The organism is Pseudoxanthomonas sp. JC1303, assembly GCF_058448525.1.
In genome coordinates this window covers 477,180-495,947 of the sequence record NZ_CP185958.1, presented here as the reverse complement: position 1 = coordinate 495,947, position 18,768 = coordinate 477,180, and the positions used below count along the sequence as shown (strand labels likewise).

Below are 18,768 nucleotides of genomic sequence, written 5' to 3'. Positions count from 1 at the left end.
GTTGCAAGCCGTGGCGCGCAGCTCCTGAGCGCTTGCAAGTTGTGAATAATTCATTATTAATGTGAGGGTGGGCTGAACTGGCCCATCAGTTCCGCAGGGCGGAAGGGGACACACCGTGGGGCTCATCCCGAAAAGTCAAGCTACGCTCGTGGGCGTAGACATCAGCTCGACTGCGGTCAAGCTGTTGCAGCTGGCGCGCGTCGGCAATCGCTTTCGCGTGGAACACTATGCCGTGGAACCCCTGCCGCCGAACGCGGTGGTGGAGAAGAACATCGTCGAAGTGGAGGCCGTGGGTGAGGCGATCCGTCGCGCGGTGACCCGGGCTGGCACCAAAGCCAAGAACGCGGCTGCGGCCGTTGCCGGGTCCGCGGTGATCACCAAGATCATCCCGATGCCTGCCGATCTGGACGAGAGCGAACTGGAAGCCCAGATCGAGCTCGAGGCCATCAATTACATTCCCTATCCCATCGAGGAAGTGAACCTCGACTTCGAGGTGCTTGGCCCGCTGCCGAGCAATCCAGAGATGGTCCAGGTGCTGCTTGCCGCCTCGCGCTCGGAAAATGTCGAGCTGCGCCAGTCCGCGCTGGAGTTGGGCGGCCTCACCGCCAAGGTGATGGATGTCGAGGCATTCGCCATCGAAAACGCCTTCGCGCTGTTGGCCGGCGACTTGCCGGTACCGCACGACGGCGTGGTGGCGCTGGTGGACATCGGGGCCACGATGACCACGCTCAACGTGATCCGGACGGGCCGCAGCCTCTACAGCCGTGAGCAGGTGTTCGGAGGCAAGCAGTTGACCGACGAGGTCATGCGCCGCTACGGCCTGACCTATGAGGAAGCCGGCATGGCCAAGCGCCAGGGCGGCCTGCCGGAAAGCTATGAGATCGAGGTGCTCGAGCCGTTCAAGGAAGCGACGGTCCAGCAGATCAGCCGGTTGCTGCAGTTTTTCTATGCCGGCAGCGAGTTCAACCGGGTGGACCAGATCGTGCTGGCGGGCGGCTGTGCCGCGTTGGCCGGGCTGCCTGAGATGGTCGAAGAGCAGCTTGGCGTGCCGACCATCGTGGCCAATCCGCTGGCGCAGATGACGCTGGGTCCCAAGGTGCAGGCGCACGCGCTCGCCCAGGACGCGCCGGCGTTGATGATCGCCACCGGCCTTGCCCTGCGGAGCTTTGACTGATGGCAAAGATCAATCTTCTTCCGTGGCGCGCGGAACGCCGCGTACAGCGCCAGAAGGAGTTCTACGGCATGCTCGGCGTGGCCGCGGCCGTCTCCGTGTTGCTCGCGCTCTTCATCTGGTTCTACTACAACGGCCAGATCGACGGCCAGAACGACCGCAACGCGTTTCTGCAGGGCGAGATCACCAAGCTCGATGCCCAGATCAAGGAGATCGAGGCGCTGGACAAGCAGAAGGACCGCCTGCTTGCGCGCAAGAAGGTGATCGAGGAACTGCAGGCCAATCGCTCGCAGATGGTGCACCTGTTCGATTCGCTGGTCAGGACCATTCCCGACGGCGTGGTGTTGTCGAGCATCAAGCAGGATGGAAACATCCTCACCCTGCAGGGTCGTTCCCAGTCCAATGCGCGGGTGAGTACCTACATGCGCAACTTGGAGGGCTCTGGCTGGATGACCAAGCCCGACCTGTCGGTCATCGAAGCCAAGAGCGATGACAAGGCCGCGCCGGTCGCCTCGACAGGGCGGGCTTTGCCCTATGTCTTCAGCCTCAAGGTCGAGCTGGCGACGCCCACCGAAACCGATCCTGCGACCGTGCCGGCGGATGCACCCGCGGCGGCCCAGCCCGCCACGCCTGACGCACAGCCCGCGCCCACCCAGACGCAAGGGACTCCCGCGTCATGAGCCAGAAGAAAGTCAAACTCAACGAGCTGGATTTCAACAACATCGGCGGCTGGCCCCAGAACTACAAAGTCGGGTTCTGCGTGCTGGTTGGCGTCCTGATCCTGCTGCTGGCCTACCTGCTGGTGTTCCGGGGCCAGCGCGAAGAGCTAGAAGGGCTGGAGAGTCAGGAAACCACCCTGCGCGGCGAGTTCGAGCAGAAGGCCGGACGCGCTGCCAATCTCGAACCCCTCAAGCAGCAGCTGGCGCAGATGGAACAGGTGCTGCAGCAGATGTTGCGGCAGCTGCCCAGCAAGACCGAGATGCCGGACCTGATCGTGGACATTTCGCAAACCGCGCTGTCCAGTGGCTTGACCAACGAGCTGTTCCAGCCAGGTCCGGAAACCCCGAAGGAGTTCTACGCCGAGAAGCCGATTGCCCTGCGCATGGTGGGGAGCTACCACCAGTTCGGTGCCTTCGTCAGCGGCGTGGCCTCGCTGCCGCGGGTGGTGATCCTGACGATGCATGACATCTCCCTCCAGCCGGTCGATCCCAAGGCGGGGCTCTCAAGCGGCAATCTCGAGCTTTCGGGCACGGTGAAGACCTACCGTTATCTGGATGAGGAAGAAACCGCGGAGCAGGAGAAGAAGGCTGGCACGCAACCTGCAGGAGGCCAGCCATGAGTCGTCCTTCTTCAATGATCCGCGTCTGCGCCTGTGCTGCCACGCTGCTGGTCATGGTCGGCTGCACCCGCAGCATCACCAGTACGCCCGGCGACGCGCCGAATCTTGAGGATTGGGTTGCCAACGTGCGTGCGCGGCCTGCGCCGCCGCTCGACCCTCTTCCGGTGATGCAACAGTTCGAGACCTTCGAATATTCAGCGCAAAACCTGCGCGACCCGTTCAGTAGCGCCTGGGGCACGACAACGGATTCCAGCGGACTGCGTCCGGATCCGAACCGGCGCAAGGAAACGCTCGAGCAGTACCCGCTGGACAGCCTGAAGATGGTGGGCACCATCGGGACTGGCGCAAGCCTGGTCGGCCTAGTGATGGGACCGGACAAGGTCACTTATCGCGTGTCGCCAGGGGCTTACATGGGCCAGAGCGATGGTCGCATTACCGATATCCAACAAGATCGCATCGATCTCGTTGAGCTTGTGCCGGACGGCGCGGGTGGCTGGCTGGAACGTCCGGCCGCCGTGACGCTTGATGATCAATGATTAGGGGATACACGATGACCGCTTCCAACGCTGACAGCCTGCGTCCCCTGCGGCGCCTGGCCACGACACGGCTCTGTGCGCTGGCATGTGCCGTCGCCATGGTCGCCGGGCCAATGCCGGCCTTCGCCGCCCAGACCGCCTCGGTCGCGCCTGCAGTGCAGCGGAGCGCGGTCCAGGTGTCCAACATCGATTTCCGTCGTGGGGATGACGGAGCCGGGCGTCTCATTCTCAAGTTCGACCAGAAGGGCGCGACGCCCGATCTGCGAACGGAGAATGGCAAGATCGTGGTCGATCTTGCCAACGTCTCGATGCCTGCCTTCCTGCAGAAACAGATGAATGTGGTGGATTTCGCCACTCCGGTGCAGCGCATTGATGCGCATGCGTCTGGCAAGGGGGCGCAGTTGGTGTTCGATACGCGCGGCGCCGTGGACTCGCTGGCTTACCAGACCGAAGACCAGTATGTGGTGGAGATCTCGCCTCGTGCCGACAAGCAAGCGGTGGGTGCGGCTTCGGGTGCGGTGGCTGGCGCTGCCCAAATGGCGGCGGTCGGGGCCAAGACCTATTCCGGCAAGCCAGTCACATTCAACTTCCAGGATGTGCCGGTTCGCACCGTCTTGCAGCTGATCGCCGAAGAATCCAACCTCAACATCGTGGCGTCCGACACGGTGCAGGGCAGCGTGACCCTGCGGCTGGTGAACGTCCCGTGGGACCAGGCACTGGATATCGTGTTGCGTGCCAAGGGCCTGGACAAGCGCCGCGACGGTAACGTGGTCTGGGTTGCGCCGCAGCCCGAATTGGCCAAGTTCGAACAGGACAAGGAAGACGCGCGCATCGCGATCGAGAACCGCGAGGACCTGATCACTGATTACGTGCAGATCAACTACCACAGCGCTACCGAAATCTACAAGGCGCTCACGGAAGCCAAGGGAATTGGGGGACAGAACGGTGGCGGGCAGGGGAGCCAGCAGGAAAATGGTTTCCTGTCCTCGCGTGGCCGGTTGGTCGCCGATGAGCGCACCAACACCCTGATGATCAGCGACATTCCGAAAAAGGTCGCGTCGATGCGCGAACTGATCAATGTCATTGATCGGCCGGTCGATCAGGTCCTGATCGAAGCTCGGATCGTGGTGGCCACCGATACATTTGCACGTGACCTGGGTGCAAAATTCGGCATCGGTGGTACGCACACCTATGGTGACAACGTTGCGACCATCGGCAGCGGAGCGACCGGCGGTGGTACGGCTGCTACGAGAGGGCTAAACGTTGATCTGCCAGCTGGTGGCTTCACACAAGGCGCAACGGCGCCCAGCTTGGCTTATACGCTGTTAGGGGCCAATTTTAATCTTGATCTGGAGCTTTCTGCGTTGCAGCAAGAGGGGCGTGGCGAAGTCATTTCCAATCCACGCATCATTACTGCGAACCAGCGTGAAGGTGACATTAAGCAAGGTACCGAAATTGGTTACGTGACCATTACTGGAGGTACTAATGGAACTGCCGCGACGCCGAACGTCCAGTTCAAGGAGGCGTTGCTGGAGTTGAAAGTGACGCCCACCATTACTCATGACGGGCGCGTGTTCCTGAACATGTTCGTCAAGAAAGATGATGTCGCTGACTACATTGATCTTCCTAATTATGGTGTCGTGCCTACGCTGAATCGGCGCGAGATCAACACCGCGGTTCTGGTCGAGGATGGTCAAACTGTGGTAATTGGTGGTGTGTACGAATTCACGGACGATGCATCGGTATCCAAGGTCCCCTTCCTCGCGGACGTCCCCTTCCTGGGCAATCTCTTCAAAAAGCAGGGCAGGCAGAAGAACAAGGCGGAGCTGCTGATCTTTGTGACACCCAAGATCATTGCGGTTCGCCAATAACGTTGCCCAAATGCGGTTAAAAAAGGGAGCCTAGTGGCTCCCTTTTTCAGTCAACGCTTGTCTCTTATGGGCAGGACTGTGTGACCGTCGCAGCACAGCTGAGTGATCCACCGCTTGCGTTGTACGATCCATTGCAGCCAAGGGAAACTGTTCCGGGGCCATTAGCTGTGATCGACTGTCCAACAGGAACAATGGCGCTAGCGGACCCCGGCACCGTAATTCCGCATGTGGTGCCGTAAATGCCACCGGCTGCTTGAGTGCATTTAACAGTTGCCACTGAACTGATAGGGGTCAGCCCCTTGGTTGTTTGCTGTGACTTGGCGCTGGCCGTAAGAGATGTGGGGGATTTGCAAACAGTGTCCTCCACCTTTGCCGAACAAGTCAGTGAACCGCTGTTGTAGTCGTAACTGCCGCTACAATTTAAAACGACGCTACCTGCACCGCTAGTTCCAATTGATTGACCGGCTTTTATGGCCCCGTACCATCCTGGTGCTTGGATCATGCAAAGAGTGCCGGCACTTCCGCCGCCTGAAGCCTCGGTACATGTAACTGTAGATGGGACTGATGTAGTAGCTGTCCCGTTCGTAGTATTCCCGTGACGCGCGGATGCCGTGATTGTTTGAGTTGCCGCATCTGCGGCGCCGGCAAAAAACGGGCCGAAAAGCAAAATGGCAAGAGACCGGCAAAGCATATGACTCGTCATTTTTTGTCCTTGGATAGAAAATTTTCCGTGAATCCATGGATAAAGGGTGCGAACATGGAAGGGCGTCCATGGTTACCCATTCATGCAGGTCTCTAGAAGGTTAGGGACTTGCCTCAGATATTGCGATCCGCAGCTCAGTCCTGTCAATATGAATCGCCATTGCGCGTGAGCCTGTGATGCAATCCTCATTGCAGACAGGTGGCCGAGTGGGTTTTTTCATATAGAAAGGTCCATTTTTGTTATTCTTGCGATAAGAAGGCGGTCGGTCTTATTTTCTACTGGATGCGGCGCGCAGTAGGATGGGTGCAGCAAATTTGGTGGCGTGCGCGGATATTGGCGGAGGTAGAGGCGAAGTGAGTAGGGGGCGCTATTGGATAATTGCAGCGATTATCGCAGTCGGGGCGGCTTATGGTTGGCTTTTTCTTCAAAAGGCGGAAAGCCAGGCGGTTGAAGAACATCCCCGGGAGCGAGAGATCCCTCAGGGTGACCTGGCTATTGTCGGAGGTGGCCAAGGCAGTAGTTCGGAGATTTTTGACAGCGGAAGCGAATTATCTCCCACAACTCACTCTAATCGAATAGCCGCCTCCGGAGTGAATCTCCGGTTCGAGAAGACGCTGCTGCGAGGCGGGAAGATTTCTTACGACCAAACTATTCGAATACTTCAAGGCGACCATTTCGATAGTTACATGCAGGATGTCCTATGGCAGTCAGCGAGAGATCTGGACGCTGCCCATCTGACCGAGCTATATGCGCGGAAATTTGAAACGGCTTTCACTAACGATCCCTCTATCTTCATCGAAGATTTCGCCTGCGGGTTAAGTATCTGCGTTGGTGAAATTACTACCTACGGCGTCCAGGGTGAACAGGAGTACAGCCGCTTTCATAAAGCGCTTTCTCTTGCCGACGACACGCCGGCCTATTCAATGATCGAGTTGCCTATTGGCGAGGACCGGGATGTTACGGAACACAGGTTCGTTTTTGCGACGGATCCCTTCATGAACGGGATTGGCGATCGTGCTGTGTACTGATGATGGCTGTAAGCCTGCAGATCACCTGAAATAACTTGTTCCTTGCGCGGTGATTATGGCGCTTATCCAAGTGGCGTACCTTCCACGTGCGGCTTCTGCGAAGAATAGGATTCGCTCACTCGCCACGAAGCGCATCCTGCATAGCAGATCAGTGCCGACAGTTCAGACGCGACATTTTTGTGGCAAAGGTCGGAGATATAAGCTGCTAGTAGAGGATGGAGTACTTGCGGGTCCTGGCGATCTTCCCCTGCGGACTCGCCGCAGGGAGGGATTTGCGCGGGGTCCCCGGAAATGACGCCTTCGCTGAACGAGGGACTCAGGGTATCGTGGAAGGCGGAACCCCACCGGTTTGCGCTGGTCTGACCTGCGCTGGCCTAGACCGTGAGAGACAAGATGGAACCATTCCCCGACGCGCTTCCTTCCCCGGCGCCTGTACCACAGGCTGGGTCTGATGGCTGCCTCCATGATGCGTTCATGGCTTTGCGCGACTCGCTGGCACAGACGATCGTTGGACAGCAGTCGCTGGTGGATCGTCTGCTCATCGCGCTGCTGGCCGATGGTCACTTGCTGGTGGAAGGCGCGCCGGGGCTGGCCAAGACCATGGCGATCCGCGCGCTGGCCGCGCGCCTGGAAGCCGACTTCGCGCGCGTCCAGTTCACGCCTGACCTGCTGCCGGCCGACCTGACCGGGACGGAGGTCTGGCGTCCACAGGATGGACGGTTCGAATTCCAGTCCGGCCCGATCTTCCATCCAATCCTGCTGGCCGATGAAATCAATCGCGCCCCGGCGAAGGTCCAGTCCGCACTGCTCGAGGCCATGGGCGAGCGCCAGGTGACGGTCGGGCGTCATACCTATCCGCTGCCACCGTTGTTCCTCGTCATGGCCACGCAGAATCCGATCGAGCAGGAGGGCACCTTCCCGCTTCCGGAGGCGCAGCTGGATCGCTTCCTGATGCACGTCAAGATTGGCTACCCCGAGGCTTCCGCTGAGTCCGAGATCCTGCGGCTGGCGCGCGCCCGGGCGCGTGACGCGCTGGAGCCGGCCACCGAGCAGCTGGAACGGCTTTCGCTCGAGGACGTCTTTGCCGCGCGGCGACAGGTGCTGGACCTGCACATGGCGCCGCAGCTGGAGCGCTATCTGGTCGAACTGGTCCTGGCGTCGCGTGATGCCTCCCGGTATGACGCCGCACTCGGGCGGCGCATCGCCTGGGGCGCCAGCCCGCGTGGCTCGATCGCGCTTGAGCGATGCGCACGCGCGCATGCATGGCTGGCAGGCCGCGATTACGTCACGCCCGAGGACGTGCGTGCCATGGCGCCGGATGTGCTGCGGCATCGCGTCCTGCCCAGCTATGAGGCGACAGCGGAAGGCTGGGATGGCGCGAGGCTGGTGGAGGCGCTGATCGAGCGTGTCCCGCTGCCCTGAGTCGGCGCGGCCTGCGGCATGGCCTTAGCGCGTTGGCTGCTTTCACTCTTTCGACATCCTGCTGAGCGGGTGCCTGTCACCCGCCGGAGACTTCCGCGGTTCGATGGCTTTGCAGATCCCGACATCGAAGAAAGGCGCCGCACCCGCGCCAGGAGAAGGCGATGGCCTTCGTCCGACATTGGCCGAGTTGGTCCAGTTGCGGACGCTGGCCCAGCGCCGGCCGGCCGCACGACGCGGAAGCCATCACCTGACCGGGCCGGCGGCCTCGCCGCTGCGTGGACGCGGGATGGAGTACGCCGAGTCGCGTGAATACGTCGCGGGCGACGACGCCAGGCATATCGACTGGCGGCTCACGGCCCGCAGCGGCAAACCTCACACCAAGCTCTTCCAGGCCGAGCGCGAGCGGCTGACCCTGGTGGTCGCCGATACATCGCCGGCGCTGTATTTCGGCACGCGCGTGCGATTCAAGTCGGTGCAGGCGGCGCGTGCCGGTGCGCTGGCGGCCTGGGCGGCGGTTCGCGATGGGGATCGGATCTCCATCCTGCGCGGGGCGTCGCGTGAGGCGCCCGTCGCGCCGGCGTCCGGGACGCGCGGGGCGCTGCGCGTGCTGGATGCGCTGCATCGCTGGTACAGCGAGCCGCCGCAGGATGATGCGGGGCTTGGCTCGGCCCTCGAGCATGCGCAGCGTGTCCTGCGTCCGGGTTCACGGCTGGTCGTGCTGGCCGATCCACGCAGTCTGATGGACATCCCCGAGGTGCGCTGGCCGGCGCTGGCGATGCATCACGAGGTCGTCGTCCTGCTCTTGACCGACGCCATGGAGCAGGCGCCTCCCAAGGCCTCGCTGCCTTTTCATTCTGGGGAGCACCGGCTGGAGCTGGACCTGGGCAATGCGACCCAGCGGCAGCGCTGGAGCCGTGAATTCGTACAGCCGCTGCATGCGGCCCTGGAACGCCTGCCCACCCGGGGCGTGAGGGTATTCGCGCTCCGCGCCGATGCCGCATCCGATGCCTGGCTCCCACTGCTGGGGCGCGCACCCGCGCCAGCCACGGCATGAGTCAGGCTTCGCCCACGTTGGTGCTGCGCGACGTGCACGTGCCGCAAGGCCCGGGCTGGTGGCCACCGGCGCCGGGATGGTGGCTGGTCCTGCTGGCGGTGCTGCTGCTCGTTGTGCTGCCGTTGGCCGTGCTGGCCTGGCGCCGGCGACGCCAGCGCCGTTGGGCCGAGTTGTTCGATACCCAATGTCATAGCGCCCTGGCACCGCCGGCACAGGTGGCCGCGGCTTCCGAACTGCTGCGCCGCGCTGCCCGGCGTGTCGATCCTGGCGCCGACCGGTTGCAGGGAGATGCCTGGCTGCAGTTCCTGGATGGGAAGGGAAGCAAGGCGGGTCACCCTTTCAGCCAGGGCGAAGGCCGCCTGTTGCTGGACGGTGGCTACCGACGGCGTGTCGATCCGCGCCAGCTTGAAGCCCTCCGTGCCCTGGCCCGGGGGCGGTTCCTGCAGCTGATGCGGGGGCGCGCATGAGCCCTGTCGAACAGTGGGTCCAGGCCTTCCAGCTTGGATTTGGTGGGTTTGCCTGGCCCTGGATGTGGCTGGCGCTGCCGTTGCCCTGGCTGGTTGCCGCACTGCTGCCCGCCGTGCGTAGCCAGTCGCCGGCGCTGCGCGTGCCCTATGGCGATCGCCTGGACGGGATTGCGGCCACCGGGGCGGTGGCGCGCCGTTTCCGGGTCAACTGGTTCGCTGCCCTGGCGTGGCTGCTGCTCTGCGCCGCTGCGGCACGCCCCCAGCAGTTGGGCGAGGCCATCACGCCGCCCCAGGCCGGGCGCGACTTGATGCTGGCGGTGGACCTGTCCGGCAGCATGCGCGAACCGGACATGGAGCTGGGCGGACGTGCGGTCGATCGCCTGACCGCCGCCAAGGCGGTGCTGGCCGACTTCTTGGACCGGCGCATCGGTGACCGTGTCGGCCTGCTGGTGTTCGGCAGCCGGGCGTACGCGGTGGCGCCGCTGACGCTCGATCGGGATTCGGTGCGCAGCCAGCTGCGCGACACCGTCAGCGGACTGGCCGGGCGCGAGACAGCGATCGGAGACGCGATCGGCCTGGCGGTCAAGCGGCTGAGCAAGCAGCCGGCCGGCCAGCGGGTCCTGATCCTGTTGACCGATGGCGTCAATACGGCGGGGGCGCTGGATCCGCGCAAGGCGGCCGAACTGGCCAAGAACGAACATGTGCGCATTCACACCATTGCGTTTGGTGGCAACGGCAGCGGCATGTCCATCTTCGGGATGCGTCTGCCCTCGCAGGGCGATGACGACATCGACGAAGACACCCTGCGTGCCATCGCCAGCACGACGGGCGGGCGCTTCTTCCGCGCGCGCGATACCGAGGAACTGGTGGGGATCTACGCCGAGCTGGACAAGGTTGAGCCGATCGCACGGCCAGGGCGCGCCGTGCGCCCGCGGATCGAGCGCTACCCGCTTCCGCTCGCGCTTGCGCTGGGATTCGGGCTGGTTGCGCTGGGCTGGCGAGGGCTGAGGTCATGAACGAGCGCGGGTCTTCCCTGGTCCAGGCACTCGGCGATTTCCATTTTCTGCGGCCGTGGTGGCTGCTGGCCTTGCTCGTCTTGCCCGTGCTGTGGTGGTTGTGGCGCCTGACCCAGCAGCGCGCCAATGCCTGGCGCGGCCTGGTGGATGCCCATCTGCTGGCGCACCTGCAGGTCGGCGGCGGACGCAGGCAGCGGTTGACTCTGGTCGGCTGCCTGCTGGCCTGGAGCCTGGGCGCGCTGGCGATGGCCGGCCCCACCTGGCGTCAGGCCGAACAGCCGTTGTGGCAGACGCGCGCGCCCCTGGTCATTGCGCTGGACCTGTCGGGCAGCATCAACGCCAACGACCTGCCGCCTTCGCGGCTGCTGCAGGCGCGGGCCAAGCTGGCCACGCTGCTGCGTGAGCGCGCCGGAGGTCAGGTGGGGCTGGTGGCCTATGCGGCACAGCCCTTCACCGTGGCGCCGTTGACCGACGATGCGGCCAACGTGGCGTTGTTCCTCGATGCGCTGCAGCCCGGGATCATGCCCGTGCCAGGCAACGACGCCCGCCAGGCGATTGCCTGGTCGCAGGGCCTGTTGCGCCAGGCAGGATTCGATCAAGGGCAGATCCTCCTGCTGACCGACCATGTCGATGACAACGCCGAGGCCGCGGCGCGGAGCGCGGCGGCCCGGGGTTACAGCGTGTCGGTGATGGGCCTGGGCACCGCCGACGGCGCGGCCTATCGCGATGCCGACGGCCAGATCGGGCGCGCACGTCTGGATGCGGCCTCCCTGCAGCGGCTGGCATCGGCCGGTGCGGGGCGCTACACGCCACTGACCAGCGACGATCGCGACCTGAAGCTGCTCGGCGTGCTCGATCCACAATCCGAGGACGCGCGCGCCGCCCACGGTGAGAAGGGAACGTCCTGGCTGGACCAGGGCTACTGGGTGCTGCCGCTGTTGATGCTGCTGTGCCTGCTGGCCTTCCGCCGGGGCGGAGTACTGGCGGTGCTGGCGCTGTGCGCGGTCTTGCCGATGGCCTTCCCGGCGGGGGCGGTGGACTGGTGGCAGCGGGCCGACCAGAAGGCCCAGGCCAGGATCGAGCAGGGGGCGCAGGCCTACCGCCGGGGCGATTTCGAGACCGCTGAATCGAAGTTCCGCGGCCTGCCGACAGCCGACGGGCTTTACAACCGTGGTAACGCGTTGGCCAAGCAGGGGCGCTACGACGAGGCCATCGCCGCCTACGATGCCGCCTTGAAGCAACAGCCTGGCATGGAAGACGCCATTGCCAACCGCGCGGCGGTCGAGGCGGCGCGTAAGCGCCAGCAGCAGTCCGGCGGCGGGCAGGGCGGCCAGGGCGGAAAGGGGGGGCAGAAGCCTCCACCGCAAGGGCAGAACCAGCAACAGGATGGCAAACAGGGCGCCGACAAGACCGGCGCGCAGGATCGCTCCGAAGGGGATTCGAAACAGCAGGATCCCAAGGGCGGCGAGCAGGATGACAAACAGGGCGATCCGCAGGAGGATCCAGCCAAGTCCCAAGCCCAGCGCCAGCAGGAGCAGCAGTCAGCCGATGCGGCCCAGCGCCAGCGCATGGAGCAGGCCATGCAGCAGGGTCAGGGCGAGCAGGATGCCGACAAGGCCGCACAGGCAAACGGCAAGCAGGAAACCCCGGCCGAGCGCGAGCGGCGCCAGGCAACCGAGGCCTGGTTGCGGCGCGTCCCCGATGATCCGGGCGGGCTGCTGAAGGCCAAGTTTCAGCTTGAGTACGAAAGACGCCAGAGGGAAGGACAATGATGCGACCGGTGACCCCCATGCCGCTCCGCCGCCAGCGGGCGCACGGCATCGTGCGGATGCCGGTCGTAGCGCTGCTGGTCCTGCTCTCGCTCCTGGTCTGCGCGGCGCCCGCCCTGGCCGAAACCCGTGCCTGGCTGGATCGCTCGCGCACCGTGCTGGGCCAACCGGTGGTGCTCAACATCGAGAGCAGCAAGGACATCGGCCAGCCAGACATGACGCCGCTGCAGCGCGACTTCGATGTCGTCGATACCTCCAGCAGCCGGCAGGTGGAGATGGTCAACGGGCGGATCAACCGCTCGACCCTGCTGGCCATCACCCTGCAACCGCGCCGGACCGGCGAGCTGACCGTGCCGCCGCTGGAATTCCAGGGCGAGCGCACCCCGCCCCTGGGCCTGCGCGTGGCCGATGCGCCGGCGGCGCAGCCGGGCAGCAGCAACGCCTACATCGAGACGCAGGTCGATGACCTGACGCCGTACGTGCAGCAGACGGTCGGGGTCACGCTGCGGCTGTTCTACGCGGTGCCGCTGGTGTCGGGACAACTGGACATGGATCCGCCCAAGGGCACCTCGCTGCAGCGGGTCGGGGATGACGTGCAGTCCACCCAGGAAGTCAACGGGCGTCGCTACAACGTGGTCGAGCGGCGGTTCCTGCTGGTGCCCGACCGCAGCGGCACGCTCACCTTGCCGGCGGCGCGGTTCACCGGGCGCGCCGCTGGCGGTGGCTTCTTCGACAGCATGCTGGGGATGGGCCAGCGCAGTGAGCTCAATGCCGTCGGGCAGTCTCAGACGCTGCATGTGCAGCCGCAGCCTGACCAGGCGCGCCAGCCATGGCTGCCGGTCTCCGATCTGCGCCTGCGCTACGCCACCGCGCCGCGTGACCTGACCGCCGGGCAGGCGAGCAGTTTCGTGGTCCAGGCCACCGTGCGCGGTGCGACGCGGACGCAGCTGCCCGACCTGCCGATCCCGGACGTCCAGGGCGCGCAGGTCTTCGCCGAACCGGCCACGTACGAAGAGCGCTTCGACGGTGCGACACCGGTGGTGGAGGTCACGCGCAAGTATTCACTGGTGCCCAACGGGGCCGGGAAGCTCGTCCTGCCTGGGTTGAAGATGGACTGGTGGGACGTGAAGGCCGACCAGGCGCGCACCGCGGCGCTGCCGGACATGACCTTGCAGGTGGCGCGTGGCGCCGGCAGCTTCGCCAACGCCACCCTGCCGCAGGCGGCGCCTGCGCAGGCCGCGGAAGATGCCCCCGCACCGGAGGCCAGGACGCAAGCGATCCCCATGCCCAACGCCGGTGGCGACCTGTCGCGGGGGGCGGGCAACGCGCGGATCTGGATGCTGTTCGCCGTGCTGTTCGCGCTGCTGTGGCTGCTGACCCTGGGCTGGATGCTGTGGCGCGCCCGCACCGGCCAGGGTCCGTTGTCGCGGATCGCGCCGGCGTTGGGCCTGCCGGTCGCCGCCACGGGGCCAAGGCCGACCCATGGCTTGCCCGACCTGCGCAAGGCGCTGGATGCCGGCACCCTGGAAGAGGTGGCCGAGGTGCTGCGCGGCATGGCCGCGCCGCCCGCCGCGGATCTGGATCGCCTGACCGAGGCGCTGGCCGATCCCGCCCAGCGGGCGGCGGTCGATGCGCTGCGCCGCGCGCGCTGGGCCGATGGCGATGGGCCGGTCGCGCGCGCGCGACTGCGCGACGCGTTCGCGCGGGGTCCCCGGTGGAAGGCGCAAGGCGCCAAGGCGGGTGACGCGCAGCTCCCGCCGCTGTACCCCGGCGGCGACTGAGCGTTCGCGCGCACGATTGACGCGCTCACCCGCCCGACGGAGTGGGGCACCCTGCAGGCTTCCGAGGCGGCTCCAGCGGCGGGCAGCTCCTTGCTAAGCTGCGCGGATACCTTCCAGGAGCGCCGGATGTCCGTTTCCCCTTCTTCGCCCAAGCGCGGTCTTGAACTCCACTGGCAGATGGCCATCGGGTTCGTGGTGGGAACCGTGGCCGGCCTGCTGGCCAATTTCTATTTCGCCAACGCCGGCTGGCTGGAGACGCTGACCCAGTACGTCACCGACCCCATCGGCCAGCTGTTCCTGCGCCTGCTGTTCATGCTGGTGATCCCGCTGGTGTTCTCGGCGCTGGTGCTGGGCGTGGTGGAAATCGGCGATCCCAAGTCGCTGGGGCGCATCGGCCTGAAGACGTTGCTGTGGATCCTGCTGGTCACCACCATCGCGGTGACCATCGGTCTGGTGGCGGTCAACCTGCTGCAGCCGGGCCACGGCCTGCCCGAAGCGCAGCGTGCGCTGCTGATGGAGGCCGGGGCCCAGCGCGGCGGCGAAATCGTGGCCAAGGGCCAGTCCAACCCTTCCGGGATCGAACTGCTGCTCAACATCGTGCCCAAGAACCCGATCGCCGCCGCCGCCAATGGCGAACTGATCTCGGTGATGTTCTTCGCGCTGATGTTCGGCATTGGCGCCACCGTGCTGCGTACTCCGGGTGTCAACACCTTCGTCGGCGCCTGCCAGGGCGTCTATGACATCTGCCTGCGCCTGATCGAGTGGGTCATCAAGCTGGCGCCCTACGCGGTGGCTGCGCTGCTGTTCAGCATCACCGCCAAGCTGGGGTTCGAGGTGCTGGTCCAGCTGGCCCGTTTCGTCGGCACGGTGCTGCTGGCCTTGGGCGTGCATTTCTTCATCGTGTTTCCGACTCTGCTGTGGTTGTTCTGCCGGGTCTCGCCGCTGGCGTTCTGGCGCGGCGCGCAGCCGGCCATCCTGACCTCGTTCTCCACCTCGTCTTCCAGCGCCACGCTGCCGACCTCGCTGATGGTGGCCGAGGAGCGCCTGGGCGTGCCGCGCCAGGTGGCGCGCTTCGTCTGCACCCTGGGGGCGACGGCCAACATGAACGGCACGGCGCTGTTCGAAGGCATCACCGTGCTGTTCCTGGCGCAGTTCTACGGCGTGCATCTTGGGCTGGGACAGCAGGTGATGATCCTGGTGCTGTGCGTGTTCGGCGCCATCGGAGCGGCCGGCGTGCCGGGCGGTTCGCTGCCGGTGATCGCCATGATCCTGGCGATGTTCGGCATCCCGCCGGAAGGCATCGGCCTGATCCTGGGTGTGGACCGCCTGCTGGACATGTGCCGCACGACGGTCAACGTCACCGGGGATATCGTCGGTTCGATGGTGGTGGCCAAGGGCGAGCCGGCGCACCATGAGACTTCCGTGGAAGAGGAACTGCGGGCCGGCGCCTAGCGGCCGCAAATCCTCGCCGCCCCGGTCCTCATGTGACCTTCCGGGGCGGGGATGGGACAATGGGGGTTCCCGGCGCTGCCTGCGCCGCTTTCTGCCCCTGTCCCCTCATGTCCGCTCCGACCCGCCGCCAGCTCGCCAACGCCATCCGTTTCCTCGCCGCCGACGCGGTGCAGGCCGCCAATTCCGGCCACCCCGGCATGCCCATGGGCATGGCCGACATCGCCGAAGTGCTGTGGAACGACTACCTCAGCCACAACCCCAACAACCCCAAGTGGTTCAACCGTGACCGCTTCGTGCTGTCCAACGGCCACGGCTCGATGCTGCAGTACGCGCTGCTGCACCTGACCGGCTACGACCTGCCGATGGAGGAGTTGAAGAACTTCCGCCAGCTGCACTCCAAGACGCCTGGCCACCCGGAAGGACACCTGACGCCCGGCGTGGAAACCACCACCGGTCCGCTGGGGCAGGGCTTTGCCAACGCCGTGGGCTTTGCCCTGGCCGAGAAGCTGCTGGCCCAGCGCTACAACAGGCCCGAATACAACGTCGTCGATCACCGCACCTGGGTGTTCATGGGCGACGGCTGCATGATGGAAGGCATCTCGCATGAAGCCGCCTCGCTCGCCGGCACCCTGGGCCTGGGCAAGCTGGTGGCCTTCTGGGACGACAACAAGATCTCCATCGACGGCGACACCGACGGCTGGTTCACCGATGACACGCCGGCGCGCTTCCGCGCCTATGGCTGGCACACCATCGGTCCGATCAACGGCCATGCGCCGGAGGAGATCAAGGCCGCCATCGACGAAGCGCTGCAGATCACCGACAAGCCCACGCTCATCGCCTGCAAGACCACGATCGGTTTCGGCTCGCCCAACAAGGCCGGCAAGGAAGAAGCCCACGGTTCGGCGCTGGGCCCGGACGAAGTGGCCGCCACCCGCAAGGCGCTGGACTGGCCGTACCCGGCCTTCGAGATTCCGCAGGAGATCTACGACAGCTGGCGCGCCACCGGCGCAGGGTCGCTGCGCCAGGGCGAGTGGGAGCAACTGTTCGACAAGTACGCCAAGCAGTTCCCGGCCGAGTCGGCCGAACTGGTGCGTCGTTCGCACGCCGAGTTGCCCGAAGACTTCGGTGCCAAGCTGGATGCCTATGTAGCCAAGCTGCAGGAAGAGGGTCTTGAGATCGCCTCGCGCAAGGCGTCCCAGCAGACCATCGAAGTCCTGGCCGGCCTGCTGCCCGAACTACTGGGCGGGTCGGCCGACCTGGCTCCGTCCAACCTGACCATGTGGAAGGCGGCCAAGACCGCGGTGGGCGAAGACCCTCAGGCCAACTACGTGCACTACGGCGTACGCGAGTTCGGCATGACGGCCATTGTCAATGGCGTGGCCCAGCATGGCGGCTTCGTGCCGTTCGACGCGACTTTCCTGACCTTCAGCGACTACGCCCGCAACGCGGTGCGCATGAGCGCCTTGATGCATAGCCGCGCCATTCACGTGTACACCCACGACTCCATCGGCCTGGGCGAGGACGGCCCCACCCACCAGCCGGTCGAGCATTTGGCCAGCCTGCGCCTGATCCCCAACAACGATGTGTGGCGCCCCTGCGACGCGGTGGAAACCGCCGCGTGCTGGAAGGCGGCCGTCATGCGCACCGAGGGCCCCAACTGCCTGATCTTCAGCCGCCAGAACCTCAAGCACCAGCCGCGCGACAAGGTCGGGATCGAGGGCATCTACCGCGGCGGCTATATCTTGGCCGAGGCCGAGGGCGGCGCCCCCAAGGCGATCCTGATCGCCACCGGTTCGGAAGTGGGCATCGCCTCGGAGGCCCGCGAAAAGCTGCAGGCCGCCGGCATCCCGACCCGGCTTGTGTCCATGCCTTGCACCGATGTGTTCGATCGCCAGGACGCGGCCTACCGCGAGTCGGTGCTGCCGCGTTCGGTTCGCGCGCGCGTGGCGGTGGAGGCGGCGTCGGCCGACTTCTGGTTCAAGTATGTGGGCCTGGATGGTGCGGTGGTCGGCATGACGACGTTCGGCGAATCGGCCCCGGCCAGCGCGCTGTTCCCGTACTTCGGCTTCACCGCAGACCACGTGGTCGAAGCGGTGCAGAGCGTGATCCAGGGCTGATTGCGGCTTTCCTGACTTGAGCGAAGAAGGCCGGGCCATGCCCGGCCTTCTTCGTTTCCGCTCCGCGCATGGCCAGATGCTCGACGGCATTGTTGGCCCAGCTTGAATGATGCTGTCCGTCCATTCGGCTTTATCCCTGTGGGCGCTGCGACAAGACTGCAGATCCGGCGCCTTGGGCGCGAATCGAGAGACTGCGCATGTCGATGGAGCGGAAGGTCAATGAGCCGCCTCGTGCCGGCACTCTGGGAATGGGGCACGCCGAGGCCCTGGGATATGCGCTGCTACGCATCTGCTTCGGCGCGATTCTGCTGACCCATGGTCTGCCCAAGGCGCTGGGAACCGCGCATGGGTCGATGGCCGACCCAATGCAGGGCTCGATCCACCTGATCGGCGAACGCATGGGGCTGCCCTTCGCTCCGCAGCTGGCCTGGCTGGTGATGCTGCTGGAAACCGTTGGTGCGCTGCTGTTGATCCTGGGGGCCGGCACCCGTGCTGTGGCCGCGCTGGTGGCGCTGGAGATGGTTGGCATCTGCCTGGCGTTGGGCCCGACCTGGCCGTGGATCGATCGCGGCATCGAATACCCGGTGCTGATGGCCGTCCTGGCAGCGTACCTGGCCGTGCGCGGCGCCGGTCCGCTGGGGCTGGATGCGGTGTGGCGGCGCGGACGCTGATCCGGCCGCGCTCAGCGCGGCGGCGCGGTGGGTGTCGTCTTCGAAGCGTCGGAACTTGCCTGCCCCGGCGCCGTGTCGGTGGTCGGCGCGTCCGCGGGGACTCGGGTTGGCTGGACGTCGCCGACCATGCGCACGGCCGGTGTCGCTGGCGGAGTCTGGTCCACCGCCGCATCGACGGCGGCCGCAGCCGAGCCCGGCATCGAGGTCTGCTGGACCTCAACGCCGATGGCGCGCTTTGCCTGGTAACGCTCGATCATGCGCAGGCCCACCGCGCCGATCACGATGCCCAACAACAAGGTCAACAGGAATCTCATCGGAAGCTCTCCACTTTTTGGCGCTGTGCCGTGGGTGGCGCCGCGCCGCTGGATACC

16 protein-coding genes are annotated in these 18,768 nt (G+C 65.3%); 15 read left to right on the top strand and 1 reads right to left on the bottom strand.

Annotation, left to right across the window (positions count from 1 at the left end; all coding sequences use genetic code 11):
* The first annotated feature begins 115 nt into the window (after positions 1–115).
* The 15 genes from ACORQU_RS02315 (at position 116) to ACORQU_RS02245 (ending at position 18,397) form a co-directional block, all read left to right on the top strand.
* On the top strand, positions 116–1,174 hold the full coding sequence (locus ACORQU_RS02315; protein WP_271644971.1) for a pilus assembly protein PilM: 1,059 nt from the start codon (positions 116–118) through the stop codon (positions 1,172–1,174).
* Complete coding sequence (locus ACORQU_RS02310; protein WP_491643137.1) at positions 1,174–1,851, top strand: PilN domain-containing protein; 678 nt, start codon at positions 1,174–1,176, stop codon at positions 1,849–1,851. Before ACORQU_RS02315 ends, ACORQU_RS02310 begins: the two co-directional genes overlap by 1 nt.
* Complete coding sequence (locus tag ACORQU_RS02305; RefSeq protein WP_271644974.1) at positions 1,848–2,510, top strand: type IV pilus inner membrane component PilO; 663 nt, start codon at positions 1,848–1,850, stop codon at positions 2,508–2,510. Before ACORQU_RS02310 ends, ACORQU_RS02305 begins: the two co-directional genes overlap by 4 nt.
* Before the next feature lie 14 nt (positions 2,511–2,524).
* Positions 2,525–3,046 (top strand): pilus assembly protein PilP, encoded by a 522-nt coding sequence (locus tag ACORQU_RS02300; RefSeq protein WP_491644929.1) that lies wholly within the window; start codon positions 2,525–2,527, stop codon positions 3,044–3,046.
* Positions 3,047–3,060: 14 nt separating this feature from the next.
* Entirely contained in the window at positions 3,061–4,917 is a 1,857-nt protein-coding gene (locus ACORQU_RS02295) for a type IV pilus secretin PilQ (protein ID WP_491643135.1), read from the top strand.
* Positions 4,918–5,919: 1,002 nt separating this feature from the next.
* Positions 5,920–6,648 (top strand): hypothetical protein, encoded by a 729-nt coding sequence (locus ACORQU_RS02290; protein WP_491643134.1) that lies wholly within the window; start codon positions 5,920–5,922, stop codon positions 6,646–6,648.
* A 474-nt stretch (positions 6,649–7,122) separates the two neighbouring features.
* Positions 7,123–8,070, top strand: coding sequence for an AAA family ATPase (locus ACORQU_RS02285; RefSeq protein ID WP_491643132.1), 948 nt, complete (start codon positions 7,123–7,125; stop codon positions 8,068–8,070).
* 103 nt (positions 8,071–8,173) lie between these two features.
* Positions 8,174–9,124: a DUF58 domain-containing protein gene (locus ACORQU_RS02280; RefSeq protein ID WP_491643131.1), complete on the top strand. Its 951-nt coding sequence runs from the start codon at positions 8,174–8,176 to the stop codon at positions 9,122–9,124.
* Entirely contained in the window at positions 9,121–9,591 is a 471-nt protein-coding gene (locus ACORQU_RS02275) for a DUF4381 domain-containing protein (protein WP_491643129.1), read from the top strand. The genes ACORQU_RS02280 and ACORQU_RS02275 overlap by 4 nt, the downstream gene beginning before the upstream one ends.
* Positions 9,588–10,607 (top strand): vWA domain-containing protein, encoded by a 1,020-nt coding sequence (locus ACORQU_RS02270; protein WP_491643127.1) that lies wholly within the window; start codon positions 9,588–9,590, stop codon positions 10,605–10,607. The genes ACORQU_RS02275 and ACORQU_RS02270 overlap by 4 nt, the downstream gene beginning before the upstream one ends.
* Positions 10,604–12,379 (top strand): VWA domain-containing protein, encoded by a 1,776-nt coding sequence (locus ACORQU_RS02265; RefSeq protein WP_491643125.1) that lies wholly within the window; start codon positions 10,604–10,606, stop codon positions 12,377–12,379. Before ACORQU_RS02270 ends, ACORQU_RS02265 begins: the two co-directional genes overlap by 4 nt.
* A gap of 17 nt (positions 12,380–12,396) precedes the next feature.
* A complete protein-coding gene (locus ACORQU_RS02260) occupies positions 12,397–14,157 on the top strand; it encodes a BatD family protein (protein WP_491643123.1) in 1,761 nt (586 codons plus the stop codon).
* Positions 14,158–14,283: 126 nt separating this feature from the next.
* Positions 14,284–15,609, top strand: coding sequence for a dicarboxylate/amino acid:cation symporter (locus ACORQU_RS02255; RefSeq protein ID WP_491643121.1), 1,326 nt, complete (start codon positions 14,284–14,286; stop codon positions 15,607–15,609).
* 107 nt (positions 15,610–15,716) lie between these two features.
* Positions 15,717–17,726 (top strand): transketolase, encoded by a 2,010-nt coding sequence (gene tkt / locus ACORQU_RS02250; protein WP_491643119.1) that lies wholly within the window; start codon positions 15,717–15,719, stop codon positions 17,724–17,726.
* A gap of 197 nt (positions 17,727–17,923) precedes the next feature.
* Entirely contained in the window at positions 17,924–18,397 is a 474-nt protein-coding gene (locus ACORQU_RS02245) for a DoxX family protein (RefSeq protein WP_491643117.1), read from the top strand.
* Positions 18,398–18,408: 11 nt separating this feature from the next.
* On the opposite strand, the gene ACORQU_RS02240 is transcribed toward ACORQU_RS02245, so the two are convergent.
* Entirely contained in the window at positions 18,409–18,711 is a 303-nt protein-coding gene (locus ACORQU_RS02240) for a hypothetical protein (RefSeq protein WP_491643115.1), read from the bottom strand.
* Positions 18,712–18,768 lie beyond the last annotated feature (57 nt).

Coding starts and splice junctions, on each gene's coding strand:
- ACORQU_RS02310 (WP_491643137.1), top strand. CDS start 1,174: ATGGCAAAGATCAATCTTCTTCCGTGGCGCGCGGAACGCCGCGTACAG.
- ACORQU_RS02290 (WP_491643134.1), top strand. CDS start 5,920: ATGGGTGCAGCAAATTTGGTGGCGTGCGCGGATATTGGCGGAGGTAGA.
- tkt (WP_491643119.1), top strand. CDS start 15,717: ATGTCCGCTCCGACCCGCCGCCAGCTCGCCAACGCCATCCGTTTCCTC.
- ACORQU_RS02240 (WP_491643115.1), bottom strand. CDS start 18,711: ATGAGATTCCTGTTGACCTTGTTGTTGGGCATCGTGATCGGCGCGGTG.
- ACORQU_RS02285 (WP_491643132.1), top strand. CDS start 7,123: ATGGCTTTGCGCGACTCGCTGGCACAGACGATCGTTGGACAGCAGTCG.
- ACORQU_RS02295 (WP_491643135.1), top strand. CDS start 3,061: ATGACCGCTTCCAACGCTGACAGCCTGCGTCCCCTGCGGCGCCTGGCC.
- ACORQU_RS02265 (WP_491643125.1), top strand. CDS start 10,604: ATGAACGAGCGCGGGTCTTCCCTGGTCCAGGCACTCGGCGATTTCCAT.
- ACORQU_RS02270 (WP_491643127.1), top strand. CDS start 9,588: ATGAGCCCTGTCGAACAGTGGGTCCAGGCCTTCCAGCTTGGATTTGGT.
- ACORQU_RS02255 (WP_491643121.1), top strand. CDS start 14,284: ATGTCCGTTTCCCCTTCTTCGCCCAAGCGCGGTCTTGAACTCCACTGG.
- ACORQU_RS02280 (WP_491643131.1), top strand. CDS start 8,174: ATGGCTTTGCAGATCCCGACATCGAAGAAAGGCGCCGCACCCGCGCCA.
- ACORQU_RS02260 (WP_491643123.1), top strand. CDS start 12,397: ATGCCGCTCCGCCGCCAGCGGGCGCACGGCATCGTGCGGATGCCGGTC.
- ACORQU_RS02245 (WP_491643117.1), top strand. CDS start 17,924: ATGTCGATGGAGCGGAAGGTCAATGAGCCGCCTCGTGCCGGCACTCTG.
- ACORQU_RS02275 (WP_491643129.1), top strand. CDS start 9,121: ATGAGTCAGGCTTCGCCCACGTTGGTGCTGCGCGACGTGCACGTGCCG.
- ACORQU_RS02305 (WP_271644974.1), top strand. CDS start 1,848: ATGAGCCAGAAGAAAGTCAAACTCAACGAGCTGGATTTCAACAACATC.
- ACORQU_RS02300 (WP_491644929.1), top strand. CDS start 2,525: ATGATCCGCGTCTGCGCCTGTGCTGCCACGCTGCTGGTCATGGTCGGC.